Origin of the sequence: Acidicapsa dinghuensis (genome assembly GCF_025685685.1) — a bacterium.
GTDB lineage: Bacteria > Acidobacteriota > Terriglobia > Terriglobales > Acidobacteriaceae > Acidicapsa > Acidicapsa dinghuensis.
This window is the reverse complement of record NZ_JAGSYH010000001.1, coordinates 34897-50562: the sequence shown is the minus strand read 5'-3', so window position 1 is coordinate 50562 and position 15666 is coordinate 34897. Positions and strand designations below refer to the sequence as shown.

At 57.9% G+C, this 15666-nt stretch carries 6 protein-coding genes; 4 read left to right on the top strand and 2 right to left on the bottom strand.

Annotated elements, in window-relative coordinates:
- Nucleotides 1-13 precede the first annotated feature (13 nt).
- The 4 genes from OHL22_RS00210 to OHL22_RS00195 all read left to right on the top strand — a co-directional run bounded on the left by OHL22_RS00210 (nucleotide 14) and on the right by OHL22_RS00195 (nucleotide 7182).
- Nucleotides 14-145 carry a hypothetical protein gene (locus tag OHL22_RS00210; protein ID WP_263331989.1) on the top strand — a complete coding sequence of 44 codons (132 nt, stop codon included), beginning with the start codon at nucleotides 14-16 and terminating at the stop codon, nucleotides 143-145.
- A gap of 914 nt (nucleotides 146-1059) precedes the next feature.
- On the top strand, nucleotides 1060-4593 hold the full coding sequence (locus OHL22_RS00205; RefSeq protein WP_263331986.1) for a TonB-dependent receptor: 3534 nt from the start codon (nucleotides 1060-1062) through the stop codon (nucleotides 4591-4593).
- 74 nt (nucleotides 4594-4667) lie between these two features.
- The gene (locus OHL22_RS00200) at nucleotides 4668-6185 is read left to right on the top strand and encodes a sulfatase family protein (RefSeq protein ID WP_263331984.1); all 1518 of its coding nucleotides are present in this window, start codon (nucleotides 4668-4670) and stop codon (nucleotides 6183-6185) included.
- A gap of 145 nt (nucleotides 6186-6330) precedes the next feature.
- Nucleotides 6331-7182 carry a formylglycine-generating enzyme family protein gene (locus tag OHL22_RS00195; RefSeq protein ID WP_263331982.1) on the top strand — a complete coding sequence of 284 codons (852 nt, stop codon included), beginning with the start codon at nucleotides 6331-6333 and terminating at the stop codon, nucleotides 7180-7182.
- Between the two features lie 150 nt (nucleotides 7183-7332).
- On the opposite strand, the gene OHL22_RS00190 is transcribed toward OHL22_RS00195, so the two are convergent.
- Together OHL22_RS00190 and OHL22_RS00185 are read right to left on the bottom strand one after the other, a co-directional pair.
- Nucleotides 7333-11343 carry a hypothetical protein gene (locus OHL22_RS00190; protein ID WP_263331980.1) on the bottom strand — a complete coding sequence of 1337 codons (4011 nt, stop codon included), beginning with the start codon at nucleotides 11341-11343 and terminating at the stop codon, nucleotides 7333-7335.
- 12 nt (nucleotides 11344-11355) lie between these two features.
- A complete protein-coding gene (locus OHL22_RS00185) occupies nucleotides 11356-15609 on the bottom strand; it encodes a hypothetical protein (protein WP_263331979.1) in 4254 nt (1417 codons plus the stop codon).
- Nucleotides 15610-15666: the final 57 nt, after the last annotated feature.

Sequence of the window (15666 nt, the reverse complement as noted above, 5' to 3'; positions counted from 1 at the left end):
CTGGATCAGGACCATGGCAACTGAAGCAGCGGGCGGCAAGAATGGGCTGAACATCCTGGTTGAAATCGAGAGAACGGCCCACCGTTTGTTTTTTGGTTCCGTGACATCCGGCAAGGAGGCCGGCAACCAACAACAGGCTCCCTAGCCGCACTACCGGTAATCGGAATACTTTAGGAATTTCTTGCGACCGCAAGTTGAAAACTGCAAGCAACTCAGCGCACTCCCTGGAATCTCTTCTATTTCGACGAACCAACGGACCACGTCCGGAGAAAAACGGGAAGCAGCAAACCCTCTCCGCTCGGAGGCCAAAAGTTTCTCATCCCGAAACAACAACTGTCTACGTATCTCTTATGTGCAACACAGGCTTTGTGTTGTCATTGTCGAAAACCTCAAAGATTGGCCGCGAAAAAGTCCCTTATTTCTGGACCTGATACTCGGCGCCAGTGTCCAAAAAGACTCACATCGACACGGCTCACCAATTTGTATTGCGTGCACCAGAAACTCAGAAGATACACGCCCGCTTCTACCTATCGGCATTCGTGCCTGTGGATCCTCAAAATCACAGAACGCGGTGAGGTCTTCTCGGGTAGCGATAAATTCATGGTTTATACTGACCTCATGTCTTGTCCCAACCACACCAAAATATGTTGCACCGGCGGACTTTGGCGTCGCTGTTGTTGCGGCATTGGCTTTGGCGTGTCTCGCGGATAAGGTCTCTCAACACAGCCTCATCCTGATCTCCTGAATGCCCCGATAGATGTGTGGCTGGACGCTCGGCCGCAAGCCGCCGTGGCTTCCTCTTCAGCACAGAATCACTACGCGGGTTCTCCAGCGGTACGGTTTTCCAGTCAAGACAGGCTGTCTATGATTCTCATCTCCGATAGCAGAGTCCTCGCGCACGTCCAGCACCGCTCTCCGCGGTTTCGGGCTCTTTGTCTGGCTGCAGATATGACCTCGTGTTGTCGCATCTGAGAGACCGCCTCGGTCCCTGCCTCTCTTGTCCTCCATTCCTTGGCCTTCTTACCAGTTCACATTGATCCATTTTCTGAAAGGTTAAACATGCCAGTATTCGCATACACGGCCCATGCTTTTCGCCCGAATTTCCGTTTTATTCGATCCAGGTTCTTCTTCGTCATACTTTTCGGGCTATTCGCAATCTCCGAACATCGCGCCATCGCACAAGTCGTCAGCGCCACTTTGCAGGGCACTGTGCAGGACACAACAGGAGCAACCGTCTCTAAAGTTAACGTGGAGGCGCTTAACGTCTCCACCGGCATCGTGACTCGCGCGGAAACAAACGACAGCGGGCGCTTCGTCTTCGCATCTCTAGCACCTGGCGGCCCCTACACCCTCACCATTGAAGCGGAGGGTTTCAACACAGAGGTCCGTTTCGGCATTCATCTCGCAATCAACCAGGTCATCGATCTGAATATCCCGTTGCACATCGGGGCCTCGACGCAAAAAGTGGAAGTCACATCTGACGCCACACAGCTTGAAACCTCAAGCGCCGCAGTCGGTCAGGTCATCGGAAACCGTAGTGTAGAGAATCTCCCGCTCAACCAGCGCAATGTCTGGTCCCTACTTTTCCTGACACCAGGTGTTACGGGAAGTGTGACCTATCAGTACAACAGCATGAACATGTCGGTAAACGGTGGTCGCCCCGGCTCAACAAACCTGCTCGTGGACGGCATTCCTGGCTCTCCACCACTCATCGTTCCTATCGGCAGCCTTGGCATCTTTCCCTCGGTAGACTCCGTACAGGAATTCAAAGTCCTCACCAACGGTTACTCCGCTGAGTTCGGCCGCAGCGGCAGCGGTATTGTCAACGTCATCCTCAAATCAGGCACAAACCAGTTTCACGGCAGCCTCTTCGAGTTCCTGCGCAACTCAGTGCTCGACGCTAACACCTACTTCGCCAACCAGAGTGGAACAAGTCTGCCCAGCTTCAAGCGCAGCCAGTTTGGCGGCAGTGTCACCGGTCCGGTCGTTCTGCCAAAACTCTACAATGGCAAAGACAAAACCTTCTTCCTGTTCTCCTATGAAGGCCTCCGCCAGGGCACAGAAAGCGAGCTGACAACCACGGTTCCCACCGCTCTCCAGCGCGCAGGCGACTTTTCCCAAACCCTCAATGCAGCCGGCAATCCTGTACTCATATACGACCCTGAAACAACCGTGGCCTCCGGCTCAGGCTACGTACGTGAGTCCTTTCTCGATGAAACCGGCAAGAACGTCATTCCCGCTGGTCGCATCGATCCCGTCGCAGCTGCGATTGTTCAGTACTACCCTTTACCTAACCAGACTGACGGCGCAGGCGGCGTCAACAACTACTTTGCGTCGGGTGTGACTAAACTGAACATCGATACATATGACGCCAAGGTAGACGAAGTCATTAACGACAAGAACCGTCTCTTCGCCCGCTATTCTCGCCGCAACCTGACCTCGCCGCCACTCGTGCTCTTCCCCAAAGCAGATGAAATTGCCGAAGGTGGCCAGTCTCAGCCTCAAACATCCAACAGTGCGGCCATTGATTACACATGGACGCCAAGCCCCAACTATGTCCTCGAAATCCCCTTTGGATTCTCGCGCACGGCAATTAACTTCACGCCGCTAAGCGCCGGTTTCAACCCATCCACCGGGCTAGGTTTTCCCGGCTACATCGCAGCCAACGCCGATCACCTGCTCTTCCCCGGCATCGCACCAGCGAACTACTACACTCTCGGCGACGCCGGGCAGGGGCAGACCCGCGCCGGTGGTTTCACCGTCTTCTCTCTCGGCGTCAACAACACAAGAATTCTCGGCAATCACGTTCTAACCTTCGGCGGCGAAGCACGCCTCCTGCAGGCGAACGACGTCGAATCGGGCGCTTCCACTGGCAACTACAGCTTCACCAATGCCATCACCCAGGGACCGAATCCCAACGCAGCAACTGCAACAGCCGGCAACGCTATCGCATCGCTTCTCCTCGGCATCGGCAGCGGCACCATGCAGATCAACACAAAAAACGCAGCCACGGCCAGCAAATATTACGGCCTTTACATCCAGGACGATTGGAAGGCGTTTTCGCGTCTCACCGCGAATCTCGGTCTGCGCTACGACCTGGACATTCCGCGCACCGAGCGTTACAACCGAATGGAAACCTTCGACCCCAACGCTATCTCGCCGCTCGCTACGCAAACCGGCCTCACCAGCCTAACCGGAGGCGTAGTCTTCAACGGCGTCAACGGAGTAAGCCGACGCCAGTTCTCTCCGCAGTGGAAGAACTTCGGCCCGCGCATCGGACTCGCGTATCAACTCGACAACAACACAGTAGTCCGCGCCGCCTATGGCGTTTATTTTGGCCCATCGATCCGCTCCGCCTTTGCCACCATCGGCCAGGAAGGCTTCGGCAGTTCCACCACCTATACCGGCAGCGCCAATGGACTCACGCCTTCTGTCTATCTCAGCAATCCGTTTCCCAACGGCCTCAATCTTCCATCAGGAAGCTCGCAAGGCCTGCTCACCGGCATCGGCTCTTCCTTTGAAAATCCACTCCGCTATGACAACAAGGTTGGCTACACGCGGAACTGGAACCTCGATATTCAGCGTCAGCTCCCCTTCAACCTGCTTCTCGATGTCGCCTATGTAGGCAGCTTCGGCCTGCATCTCAACAAGTCCGGTGAAGCCGATTGGAATGCGGATCAGCTCGCTCCGGCAGCACTCGCGCTCGGCAGTCAGCTTCAGCAGACCGTAGCCAATCCCTTCTACGGAATCATCACTACTGGTCCAGAATCAAGCAAGACCATCGCACGCAGCTATCTCGAAGCGCCCTTCCCGCAATTCACTGCCGTCGATCTCTCCTATCTTCTCGGCGGATACACACAGTACGACTCCTTCCAGCTCAAAGTGAACAAGCGCATCTCACAAGGCCTGAACTTCCTTGTCTCGTTCACCGGCCAGAAGCAGATCGACAACTACTCCGGCATTCAAAATGTCGGCAACATCACTGGTGGCATTCAAAACATCTACAACCCACAGGCCGAGCGCGCCGTCTCTTCCAATGACATCTCGAAAAGCCTCGTTATTAGCGGCGTCTATTCCCTTCCTTTCGGCCGCGGCCAGCAATTCGGATCGAACTGGAATCGTCCTCTTGACCTAGTCTTCGGCGGATGGCAGTTTAATGGAATTGCCACCGAGCATACTGGCTTTCCACTATCACCATCCACACAGAACACCGCAAATGCCGGCAACAATGTTCTTCGTCCCAACCTCACGGGCCTAACTCCCGTCGTACATGGCTCAGTTACATCACGTCTACATAACTACCTGAATGCCGCCGCCTTCTCGCAACCTTCGCCATTCACCTTCGGCGATGCGCCGCGCACGCTTTCAAACGTACGTGCTCCCAATGTGGAGAACGTTGACTTCTCCGCCTTCAAAAACTTCCGCGCAACGGAAAAACTCAATGTCCAGTTCCGCGCCGAAGCATTTAACCTGCTCAACCAGGTGGTCTTCGGCAACCCCAACATGGTTTTGACGTCTGGCCAGTTTGGCAGCATCACGACTCAGTCCAACACGCCGCGCGAGATTCAATTTGCACTAAAGATTCTCTTCTAATGACAGAAGAGGCGCAGATCGAAACCTTCCCGCCTCTCAACGCGGGAAGGACTCATATATCAAAGGGGATCAACGTGACAATCGACGAAAAATCAGGCGCCACAACGCGTCGCGAATTCATGCAGGGAAGCCTCGCCGTGGCTGGAACACTCCTCGCCTCGCAGCTCAGCGGCCCCGTAGCCTCCGCTGAGGCTCAGCCGAAGCGTCCTAACCTCGTTTTTTTCTTCGGAGAAGGCCAGCGCCACAACGCCCTCTCCATCGCAGGTAATTCGATCGTAAAAACACCCAACCAGGACCGCATCGCAAGAGAAGGCATTCGTTTCCAGAACGCCTTCTGCACCAACGCACTCTGCGCTCCCGCCCGCGCAACCGCGCTCACCGGCCTCTATTCTCGTTCTACTGGCGCTTTGTCCAATGAGCACAATCATGTCCCGCTTCCATCGGACATTCCTCTCTTCACAGACCTGCTTCGCGAAGCAGGTTACGAAGTTGCCATCCTCGGCAAAATCCACATCCGCAACGGGGTCGAAGAGCGCTACTGGGACTACTACTTCGGCCATAATTCGCCCGGCAACGACTACGCTAACCCCATCTTCAAGGAAGGCCGCAGGGGCAAAATCGGCGAGCAGAAGCAGTACTTCAACGTCTACCCCGACGATCTCACCGTGGACCGCGCCCTCTCATGGCTCGCAGAAGATCGTGGCGATAAGCCATTCTGCCTGCTCGTCTGGTTCGTCGCCCCGCATGAGCCCTTCTTCCGTCCACGCAGGCATCTCGATCTCTACGCCGATGGAGTCATCGTCCCAAAACCAAAAACCTTTGATGATGATCTCAAGGGTTATCCCGGCAAGCCAAAGAGCTTTGGCGAAGCAAAAAACAAGATCGGAACTACCTCAAGCCATGTCGCCGCATCCTCGCTTGAAGGGCTGGCAAAGAACTACTACGCAGGCCTCGTTGCCGTCGACGAAAACATTGGCCGCATCCTGCAATATCTTGAACTGAAAAATATCCTCGACGACACTGCCGTCGTCACCAGTTCCGACCACGGATTCTTCCTCGGTGAATGGCGCATGTTTGACAAGCGTCTCATGCACGAGCCATCCATCCGTGTACCGCTCGCCATTCGCTATCCCAAACGCATCCCTTCCGGAACAGTCAGAAAAGAAATGGTCATCGACACCGACCTCGCGCCCACGCTCCTTGATCTTGCAGGTGTCACCATTCCAGGACACTTGCAGGGCAAGAGCGTCCTTCCCCTTGCCAAAGCTGCCGACCCCTCCTTTCGCAAGGAGTGGTACTACGAGTACTACGAATGGCCCAATCCCGAAGGCGTGCGTCCGCATCGCGGCATTCGCACCGATCGCTATAAACTCATCCACTACGTCGAAGACAATGCCTTCGAACTGTATGATCTTGCCAATGATCCCGAAGAGACCAACAACCTCTTCGGGCAACCGCAATCCGCACAGTTGCAGCAGGATCTTCTGAGCAGGCTCGAAAAGCTCAGAGCTGCAATCCCGGAAAGAAAAGTCCCAGAAAACCTCATACCGGCAAAGCATCCGGAGCGCACGGGGCCATTCGAAGGAGTTTAGCTTGTCAGAACACTGCCACCACGAAAGCGAAAATGTAGAGAGCGGGCCCATGAAGCCCGCTTCCTGCTGCGCTCCCTCGACGTCGCGTACCGACTCGCAACCGCCCCAACTTATCGAGCCTCGGCAAGAACCTCTGCCGAGCTCGATGGTCCCGCTTCCCGGTGGCCAATTCCGCATGGGCACCGGCTACGCCGACGGTTTTCCCGACGATGGCGAAGGTCCCGTAAGGTCCGTCGTCCTCTCTCCATTCGCCATCGACCAATATCCCGTAACCAACAAAGACTTCGCCCAATTTGTCGAAGCAACCGGCTACCGTACTGACGCCGAGCGCTTCGGATGGTCCTTCGTCTTCTGGAGTCACATTCCACAGGAACGCGTCGACGAGCTCGTCGAAGATACGGCTGCGTTTGCACCCTGGTGGTGTAAGGTTTCCGGCGCATTCTGGCATCAACCTGAAGGCCCTGGCTCAGACCTTGACAATCGCAGCACACATCCCGTCGTTCATGTCTCTTGGAACGACGCCGCGGCCTATACGGCATGGGCGCATAAGTCCCTGCCCACCGAAGCGCAATGGGAGTACGCCGCGCGCGGCGGTCTGGATCAGAAGCTTTTCCCCTGGGGCGACGAACTGACTCCAAACGGCCAGCATCTCTGCAATGTCTACCAGGGCAACTTCCCTTTTGAAGACACCGCAGAAGACGGCTACACCGGAACCTGCCCAGTTGATGCTTTTGCACCCAACAATTACGGTATCTATTCCGTCATCGGCAACGTATGGGAATGGTGCGCGGACTGGTTCCATATCCCCAATCCCACCGCACTCGAGTTACGCGATCCTGCAGGCCCATCCGAAGGAGGTAGCAAAGTAATGAAGGGCGGCTCATTCCTCTGCCACGCATCCTACTGCAACCGCTATCGCGTTGCAGCTCGCACCCGCAACACCCCTGACAGCTCCGCCTCCAACGTAGGCTTCCGTTGCGTTCAGACACTGAAATAAGCAATGCTTTTGTGCTTGCTTTTCCGTCTGCCATCCCCGGCATCCAGATTGCCCGAGTCTAGGGTTGTCGGAACTGAGCTGTGATACATGACAACCCTACGCTTTCGGCAGACGTTCATATCCTTGCGACAAACCTCCTACGCCTTAGCACTAGCAGAATGGCTCGATTGCTTCTAGAGGCGAAGCACGCAAAATGCGCCCGAAGGGGAATACCGGCGCAGGAGCCACGGCGGTGCTAGTGACGGTAGTTGTAACGGTCGGGGTGGTCACCGCCGTAGTCGTGGGCGTGGACACTGCTGCCAGATCGGCCGCTAGATGAGGAACCGCGGCAGAAACGTTTGCGACTACTGCGCCTGCGGGATTGCCGACGTCGGATCCGGTGCCTCCGGGGAGCAGTTCGACGGCGATGACACTAAGTGCAGAGTCGGTCGGAAGGTGGATGGCGGTGAGGATTGCCTCGATCTGAGCTTGATGGAATGCTGCGAGCGCAATCCGATTTGTCGAGTTCAGCGAGTTGATAATGATCGTATTGAAATAAGGCTCTAGCGCAGCATTCATGGTATCGAGCGTGCGGGTTACGAAGACGCCAGGCTCGATGGCGATGAGCACATTGCGCATGGATGCACCATCGGTCTGGACGGTTTGCGCGTAGAGCAGGAACCACATGGTGGTGTGGGGCGGCTGAATTGGAGAGTATAGTGGCGTTCCATTGAGCGTTGGATTCGCGTAGGGTGCGGTGCAGACGATCATGCTGGGGGCGCCGGTCTTTGGGGTCGTCAATGGAATCAGCGGCGACAAGACCTGTTCGACATGGAACGGGCAGTCCGCGGCGAGGAATGCAGCAAGGACTGCGGAGGCGGAAGCGGCGGGGATGTTGACGCGTCCCGCACGGCAGGCAAGCGCAGGCGCAGGATGCTGCACTCCAACGACTCTAAGCGGCGATCCGAAACGGCCATTGGCCGTTGACCACCATTCGAGCTGACCAAGTTGACCGGCATGCCCAACGCGAAGCTCGTACGTCCAGAAGCCGAAGAGCTCCGGACTATCAGCATCTATGCCCGGCGGGAGCGGCAAGAGGAAGTGGGTGTCGGAGGTGGACGACGGCGTGAGCTGGGTCATCGCGGTGATGCCGGCGCGATCATCGGTGTCGTCAGGGATAATCACCCGGACCAGTTCCGGATCCAGGGGCAATGGCGGGTTGCTGTCAGCAGGGGCCTGCGGTGTTGCGTTGTAAAGCAACGGGTCAGCGCCGTGCGAGAGGACGCGCGCGAACAGCGCATCGCCAGCTTGGTTGGCTATGGGATCGGTCAACTCGATCCAGAGAGAACGCTGCCGCGAAGTGGTGGATGCATAGAGTGGTCCTGCTACGTAAGGCGAAAGCGCAAGACCGACGGACGCGATACCTGGAACCTGCGTAGGCGGAATGGCGATAGGCAGGGTGAGATCCAGAGGCTGGTCGGCGTAGTCGGTTCCAGTGAGCGAGGGCGGTGGAAGGGTATAGACGAAGTTCGGAGTGCCGGGCGGGACAGTTGGTCCAGCGGTGGTCCGATTCGGTTTGACGAACCAGCGGTGCTGCAGAGCTTCGGGGAACTGACTGGACGTAGGCTCGTGTGGATCGATGGCGTCAAGGAAAATGAGCCTCGTACGTGAACGTGCGAGGTCGGCGGGTTGAGCCGTGGCAGAGGGGCCGAGGATTTTAGGGATGGCAACGTTGCCGACTGCGGTAGCGGTCGCTTCGGTATCAGTTGGACTGCCACGAAGTATGGTGAATGCGGGAGTTGCGAGGCCGTCCCAGGTCCAGTCACGTTCGAGGTCGAGCACGATGGCAACAACCCAGTAGCGGAGTAGTTCGGCAGTTGAGCCGAAGGTGAGTGTTTCGCCATCTGCTGAGATCAGCGTGCGCAGTGCGAGCGTTGCGCCAAACACCACGCGCATTCCAGGCGGCGTGGTGAGTGAATTCCCGTTGGCTACGATACCGAGCTCTTCAGCTAGCTGTGTGACCAGCGCGGGAGCGGTGACACCGGCTGGACGACGGAAGAGATATCCAGTGATAGGCTCGGCCGCGTCGGCCTGGCCAAGTAGCTCGGGTTCGCCTGCAGGCTCGACGCGAACGAGTATGGTCGTGGCCATGGATTGCGAGGCCTGCGAACCGAAGTAGGGTAGTGGATCAGTGCGCAGTAGGCCGCGGACGGTGATCTGGACATCGCGTCCGCGCGGAATCAACAGCGGGCCCGTTATCGGCTGCCCCGCCGCAGACACATCGACAATAGATGGAGCGTCGATGAAGACGACAGGAATAGTGGTGCCTGGATCGGTGAAGAGCGGCGCAGTCCCGGTGGTGGCGTTCAGTGTGCGCGTCGTGGTGTAGAGGCTGACGAATGGGCCATTGTCAGTGCCAGTATCGTTTTGCGGATGCCGCACCAGAACCTCGATAGAGACGGCCGCGACATCGGGATCAGGCAAGCCTGCAACAGCGGCGCTGCCCGGCGCTGCGCTTTTTGCACTGGTGACGAGCGCGGTGCGAATGGTATTGCGCCATGCAGCCTCATCGCCGAGGTGGGTGTAGAGCAACTCGGGATAAACGATGTTTGGCCGCTTGATAACCAGCGATGCCGGAGCGCTGGGTGTACCAGGTTGGGCAGTGACGGGACTTCCGTTACTCGCGAGTTGAGTAACGAGCGGAGCCTTAGGCGGGACGAGTCGCTGGAAGGTCTGGTTTGCCTGAGACGCGGGGCCCGGGTTGACGGGAGCATCAGCCAGGAGCGGTCCGCCACTGCTCAGGTCCCCAAGGCGAACGCGGAATGAGTAGGTGTGTCCGTAGGAAAGAAGCGTCGTTAGGCCAGCGGCGGTACGCGCGGGTGTGACGGGATTGGAGCGTGAAGTGAGCGCAGTGGGAATCGGATCAGGTTCGCAAAGCGAGCCCCCGCGCCAGTTGGCGAAGTACATGGGTAGCCACGCATCGCCGGGGGTGCTGGATTCTGGTTGCGCGGCGACAGGCTCGATGGTGAGGTCGCCGGTATAGTTGCCAAGTGACGCGGGCAGGGATGTACTGATGCTGCAGAGCGATTGCCATGATGGTGTGAGAAATGGACCGCCAGGAGATGCCGGTGTGATGTCGGCAACATCGACACGATAGCCGAGCACGCCAAGCGGAGCCTGGGTTGCGGTGTTGAGCGTGCCGCCGGTGCGCGCTGCAAGCAGGGCAAGCTGATCGTTCTGCCACTGGACTACCTGCTCGTCATCCCAACCGATCTCGATTCCGAGGTCGCTGCCAGGAGGAAGCTGACCATCGCCGACTGCGGCAGCGGCGTTCTGCGGCTGACTGGAATGAACGAGCTTCGCGAAGCCATCCGAATAAACATCAGCGATCTCTACGTTGGTATCCGATGGCGTTGGGCCTTCAGGTGGAGTGGTCTGCAACGGGAAGCCGATGGCGGCGAACAGAGCACGCGGCGCCGACGTGAGCGGGGGAACTCTCGCCGCATGCGTACGAATAGAACCGGCATTCGTCAGTGCGGCAACGGCCCAGGGATCGGACGCAGCTAGCTCAACGTAGACAAAACCCCCAGAGGCAAGAGTATTGGCAGCAGGAAGCTTCACTGAGAGCTGATAGATGAGGCCGAGCTTGAGGGCAAGGAGCGGCTGCCTGAGCGCATAGGAGATGACCTGGCCCCATGTGGTGCTCTTGGGCGGGGTTGTGGGGAGTGGCGTGGGCGGAGTTCCACGTAACCCGCAACCGAAATCGTCTAGGGTAGTCGTGAGGTTGCCGTCGGGCGGTCCTCCGCCAACCGCGAAATATGAAGCCGGCAACGCTTTGCGGATGCGAGGAATCGCCAACGGCGTTACTGTGCCTAGAGTCGCGCCGCTTGCTGTCACGGCGCTTTGCAGGACAGCAAATGTCGCTGCGGGTGAAGCGGGAGCAGAGATGACGGTCGGTGCCAGAACAGTAGTGCCGGGAGGTCCGGGCTCAGCTGCTAGCCCAGCATCGATAACGACGCTGAAGGTCGGTGCACCATTCGCGAATGAGGGCGATGTTGTGCCGATAAGCGGCCCTGGCAGTGGATCGACAGAAGGAATGAGAACGACATTAAGCGTGAGCGTTCCGGTGCCGTCCCAATGCTGCGGAAACGTCATGACGGCAAGGCGAAGTGCATCGGACATCGGTGTATCCTCCTATATCGCGACCGTCTCGCTGAATCCCCACGAGCCATCGAACGAGATGCTGATTACCCAGCAGATACTGATGTGAATGCCGACGGAAACCTGAGCGCCCAGTGTTGCGTGTGTCGGCGGAATGTCGATTGTGATCATGATGGCGGCGCTCAACGTGAGCGACGCACTCGCGAGACCGCCAAGCACGTCAACCTCAGCATTGCCGGTGAGCGCTGCGCCTATGGAGATGGCGCTGGTGCCAATATCGAGGCTGAGGCTGACGACAATGGAGGCGCTTCCCGATGCGACCGCAACACTGATGGAAAGTCCCAGGCCGAGACCAGCCTCGATATAGCAATTCAGCCCGCCGTCCTGAACACCAAGTACGATGGCGCCGGTTCCGGACAGTGGTGAAACAACCCACTGGAACGGATCCTGCTGACTACCAAAGCCAACGCTGAAGGACAGATTGTTCGGGATCGTGGCGGAGAAGCCGAGATTGAGGCCGAGATCAGTGATCTGGCCGAAGCCCAGAGGAATGGTAGGCAGCGTGAATCCTTGCTGCACGCTAAGTGTATTGCCAGAGAACCCGACGTCGAGATCGGCGCTTCCACCAAGGCTCGCGGCAAGATCACTCAAGCCGCTAAAGATATCTTTTACAGCGCTGAGGCTGTCGCCGTAATAAACCTGCAGGCCAGTGCTACCAGGAATGTCGAGTCCGACGAAGCTGGGAGGCGTAGAGGAGCCGGCCTGAAATCCTCCGCAAACAGTCAGCAAAGTTCCGAACCCATCTACCTTCGCGATGAAGGAGAGGTTCTGCATACTGAGCGACCAGGTTGTCGGGCTGGTGGTGGAATCAAGGGTCAGAGTTCCGATGAAATCGATTGGATTGCCGTCTGAATCCTGGGCGACGTAGGACATCACCATGTGAACGATGGCGATGTTGAGCAGAGCGCGATCAGGCGGCTGCGCTGATGGTGGAGTGGCTCCGGGCCCCCATGTGTACGTTTGGGTGAATCCGTCACCCTGAATCGGCAGGCCGTTGCTCGAAGGGATATCGAGTGCACTGGTGATGTCGGGGAAGATACTCGCGATTCCCAGTAAAGCGCCGACATCAGCAAGAGTGGGGTGATTGTTAAAGCCGATGCCGGTGCCTGCATCATTGATCAGCGGGTGCTCATAGAGAGCTTTCGACGTGCCGGTTCCCTGCATGATGCCGTAATAGGTGTTCGGTGTGTTCACCTGTTGCGCATCTTCGGGATCAAGCAGACGGAAGCACGTGGCGGCAAACGAGCCTACGCCGGTGGGCACGGTCGTTCCCGCCGAGGTGCCCTGAGTTAATGGAACCGGCGTGGTCGAGCTGACGGCGACAGGCGAAGCGGCGCTCTTGCCGCGTTTCGAAACGCTCCACTGGCCGTCTTTTGGCAAATGCGGCGTGCCAAAAATTGCGGTCTGCAGTTTTGGCGTCGATCCGGTAGCGATTGCAGCACCAAAGGAGGTTGCCGTCATGGTGAACTGTTGTGCGCCAGTACCGCCAAGACGCGCGATAGCTCCCGCTGTGCCATAGACGCGTCCAACCTTTTGCATCAGTGCAATGATCTCGGCAGGGCTGATAGCTGGATTGAGACTGGTACCGGTTGCAACGGTGTCATCCGCGTATCCCTGAATACTGGTGCCGAATGCAGTAGCCGCAGGATTCTTGCCATTGGCAGCGATCTTTACGTCCGATGAGAATGCAACATCTGCATCGAAAGTGCATGGCGTGTAAGTATTGGTGCCGACTGTAACCTTTGCGGTTGAGAACTGAATGTTGCGTACATTGCTGAGCTGCTGAACGGGTCCAGCGAGAATGCTGCCAGTGAGCAGTTCAAACGCGCCAACAGAAACCGCCTGCCAGCCGGTGTCGTGCTTGACCACTTCGCCTTCATCGGAACGGTCGAAGGTGATGGTTCGCTGCAACCGAATGCACCATGGCAGAATCCACGTCTGTGCGGTGATGATTTCGTGCGCGGTGCGGCCAAGCAGAACATTGAAGAGCGCGCGAACGATGCCAACATCAGTAGTGGATGGGTCGTGCCAATCCGAGAAAAGGGTGGTGCCGTAGCCTGAGAGATCGATTCGACTGATGGGAATGAATCCCTGCTTTCCACCAACTCCGAAGTCCTGATCCCAGAAGCTAGCAACACTTGGCAAGACGAGGCCAAGAACCTGTGCACCATAGGCGGAAGTGCTGAAACCGCAGGTAGCCGTACCAGGCAGCGTTGGTTGTGTCGCGGCCGCTCCAGTGATTGTGAGAACGCGTGCGCCTGTGAGCCCGTTTTGCGGAAACTTGACGGCAGGAAGGGCGTAAGTAGGGCCCGCTTTCGGAGGCGTGGGCTCAGAGAGATTGGCAGTGATGCCAAACGGAAGTGTGAAAGCTGCCGATGTAGCGACAGCGCCGGCAGCAGCCTGATATTGTTCGAGCGCAGGAACCGGCGCGATGGGTGCGGGCGTGGTGACGGCCACAAGGAACGTAGTGGGCGTTCCATCGTCTGGTGATGAGGCTGTAAGCCACGCAGGTGCACTGGTAGCGTCGACTACGGGCTCCCAAGAGATACCGGGCACGGTGAAAACGCTGGTGCCTGCCGATGGCGACTGGAGCTGCAGACCATCGAATGTGAAGTTCTCGGCACTTGCGAGAGAGATTTCAACTCCCCACTGATCAGCATTGCTCGAGACGTCAAGAAGCCGGAAGCCTGTCGGGTTGACATCGAGCGTTGCTACCGTTCCGATCGGAGCGGCGCCCGCAGCCGTGTTGTGGATGACATCGATGGTCAGCGCAGGAGCGGTGGTAGCGGTCCAGCTGATTTCGGCTGCAACCGAAGCGATGTTTTCGTAGGCCGACTCTTCGGCGTAGGAGGCGACGTACGGATCGGGGAATGTGGGGATGATGATGGGTGATGGAAAACCGATAGCGAGTGCACCGGCGATCGTGTTGCCTGTGAGTGTGCCATAGAGAAGGAAGCCGTTGGGCGAACCAGTGGGAATCAACGCGTTCTGGGCCATGAGCGCGAGCGTGGATTGCGCGGCAGGAGTGAGCCCGGATATGACCTCCACCGTGATTCGGGTAGCAGTGTGAGTTCGCGTGGCGAGCGATGGACCTGCGAGTACGATGCGCTGACCGCTCGCGTTGAGAGGACGATCGACCAACGCATTGAGGACAGCCACGGCAACCGTAACTTCCTCAATGGGATTAGAGCTGAAGCCCACGAGGGTGCCGGGAACGAGATCGAGCGTGATTTGCGGCTGCGGTAGAGCGAGTGGTGGCTGCGTGGGTGGAAGCGGCGATGGAGAAGCCGGTGACGTCCACAAGAGATAGGTCTCGCGAGCGCGCACTGGGCCGTTGGCTACGAGGCCGTTTAGTCTGGCTGGGGTCAACGCGAATGAAGCGCCTGAAAGAGGAAGCGGCGAAGTAAGAGGCGCGATGGTGGCAGAAAATCCTGCACCTGTTACGACAACTGCTCCCCACGCGTCGGAAGGCGTGGGCAGCGCATTTGCAGCGGCGTTATAGACAGGAAAGACAACGCCTCCGCCGACTATGGGGGCCGACCCGGCGAGAACGATTTCAGGTGATTTCGAGCTTGTGACTGTGAAGGTGGTCTGCGTGACCTTGGCCGGGATTGCGACGTACTGGATGCCGAAGGTGAGCAGTCCAGGTGTGTCCGTTGGAGACGGCGAGAGTGTGAGTGTTTCTCCGTAGATAGCGGCGGATGCGTTGCCGGTGAGAGCAATGCTTGCACCCGCCGGGGCAAAAGCTACGCTGGCGTTGGGAAATGGCGTCAGTTTTCCAGCTAGGAAGTCCTGGCCGACCGGATCGCCGCTGGCTCCTGTGGCCGGCGAGATAGCTGATGCGACATCGAAGGTGAGAGTGGCTGACGCATCGAGAACAATGTCGCCTCCGCTGAACGTGACAGATCCACTATCCGTCATTGTGGCGCTGGCGAACGGGATGCCCGCGAAACCAGCGACAGAGGAAAAGGAAGCGCCGAAGAGCGATGCTTCAACCCAGAGCGTGCCGCCTTTCAGGGCGACGTTTACCGCAGTTGGCGCGGGCTCGCCCGAGAGGGTGATGACATAGCCGATAGTAGTAGTGCCGCGTTTGATAGTGGTGGTGATGGGGATGTGAATCGGAAGCGGTATCGGTTCCGGCACCGGAAGCTTCGATGGCAACTTAGCGCGTATGGGAGCCAGCTGCAATTGCAACTGGGAGAGTGGACTCCCGTCCAGGGTTTGCATACCTGTTCTCCTCCGACGCTCGGCTTCGATCTGCGCAGGGCAAATCCCGAGCAAGCT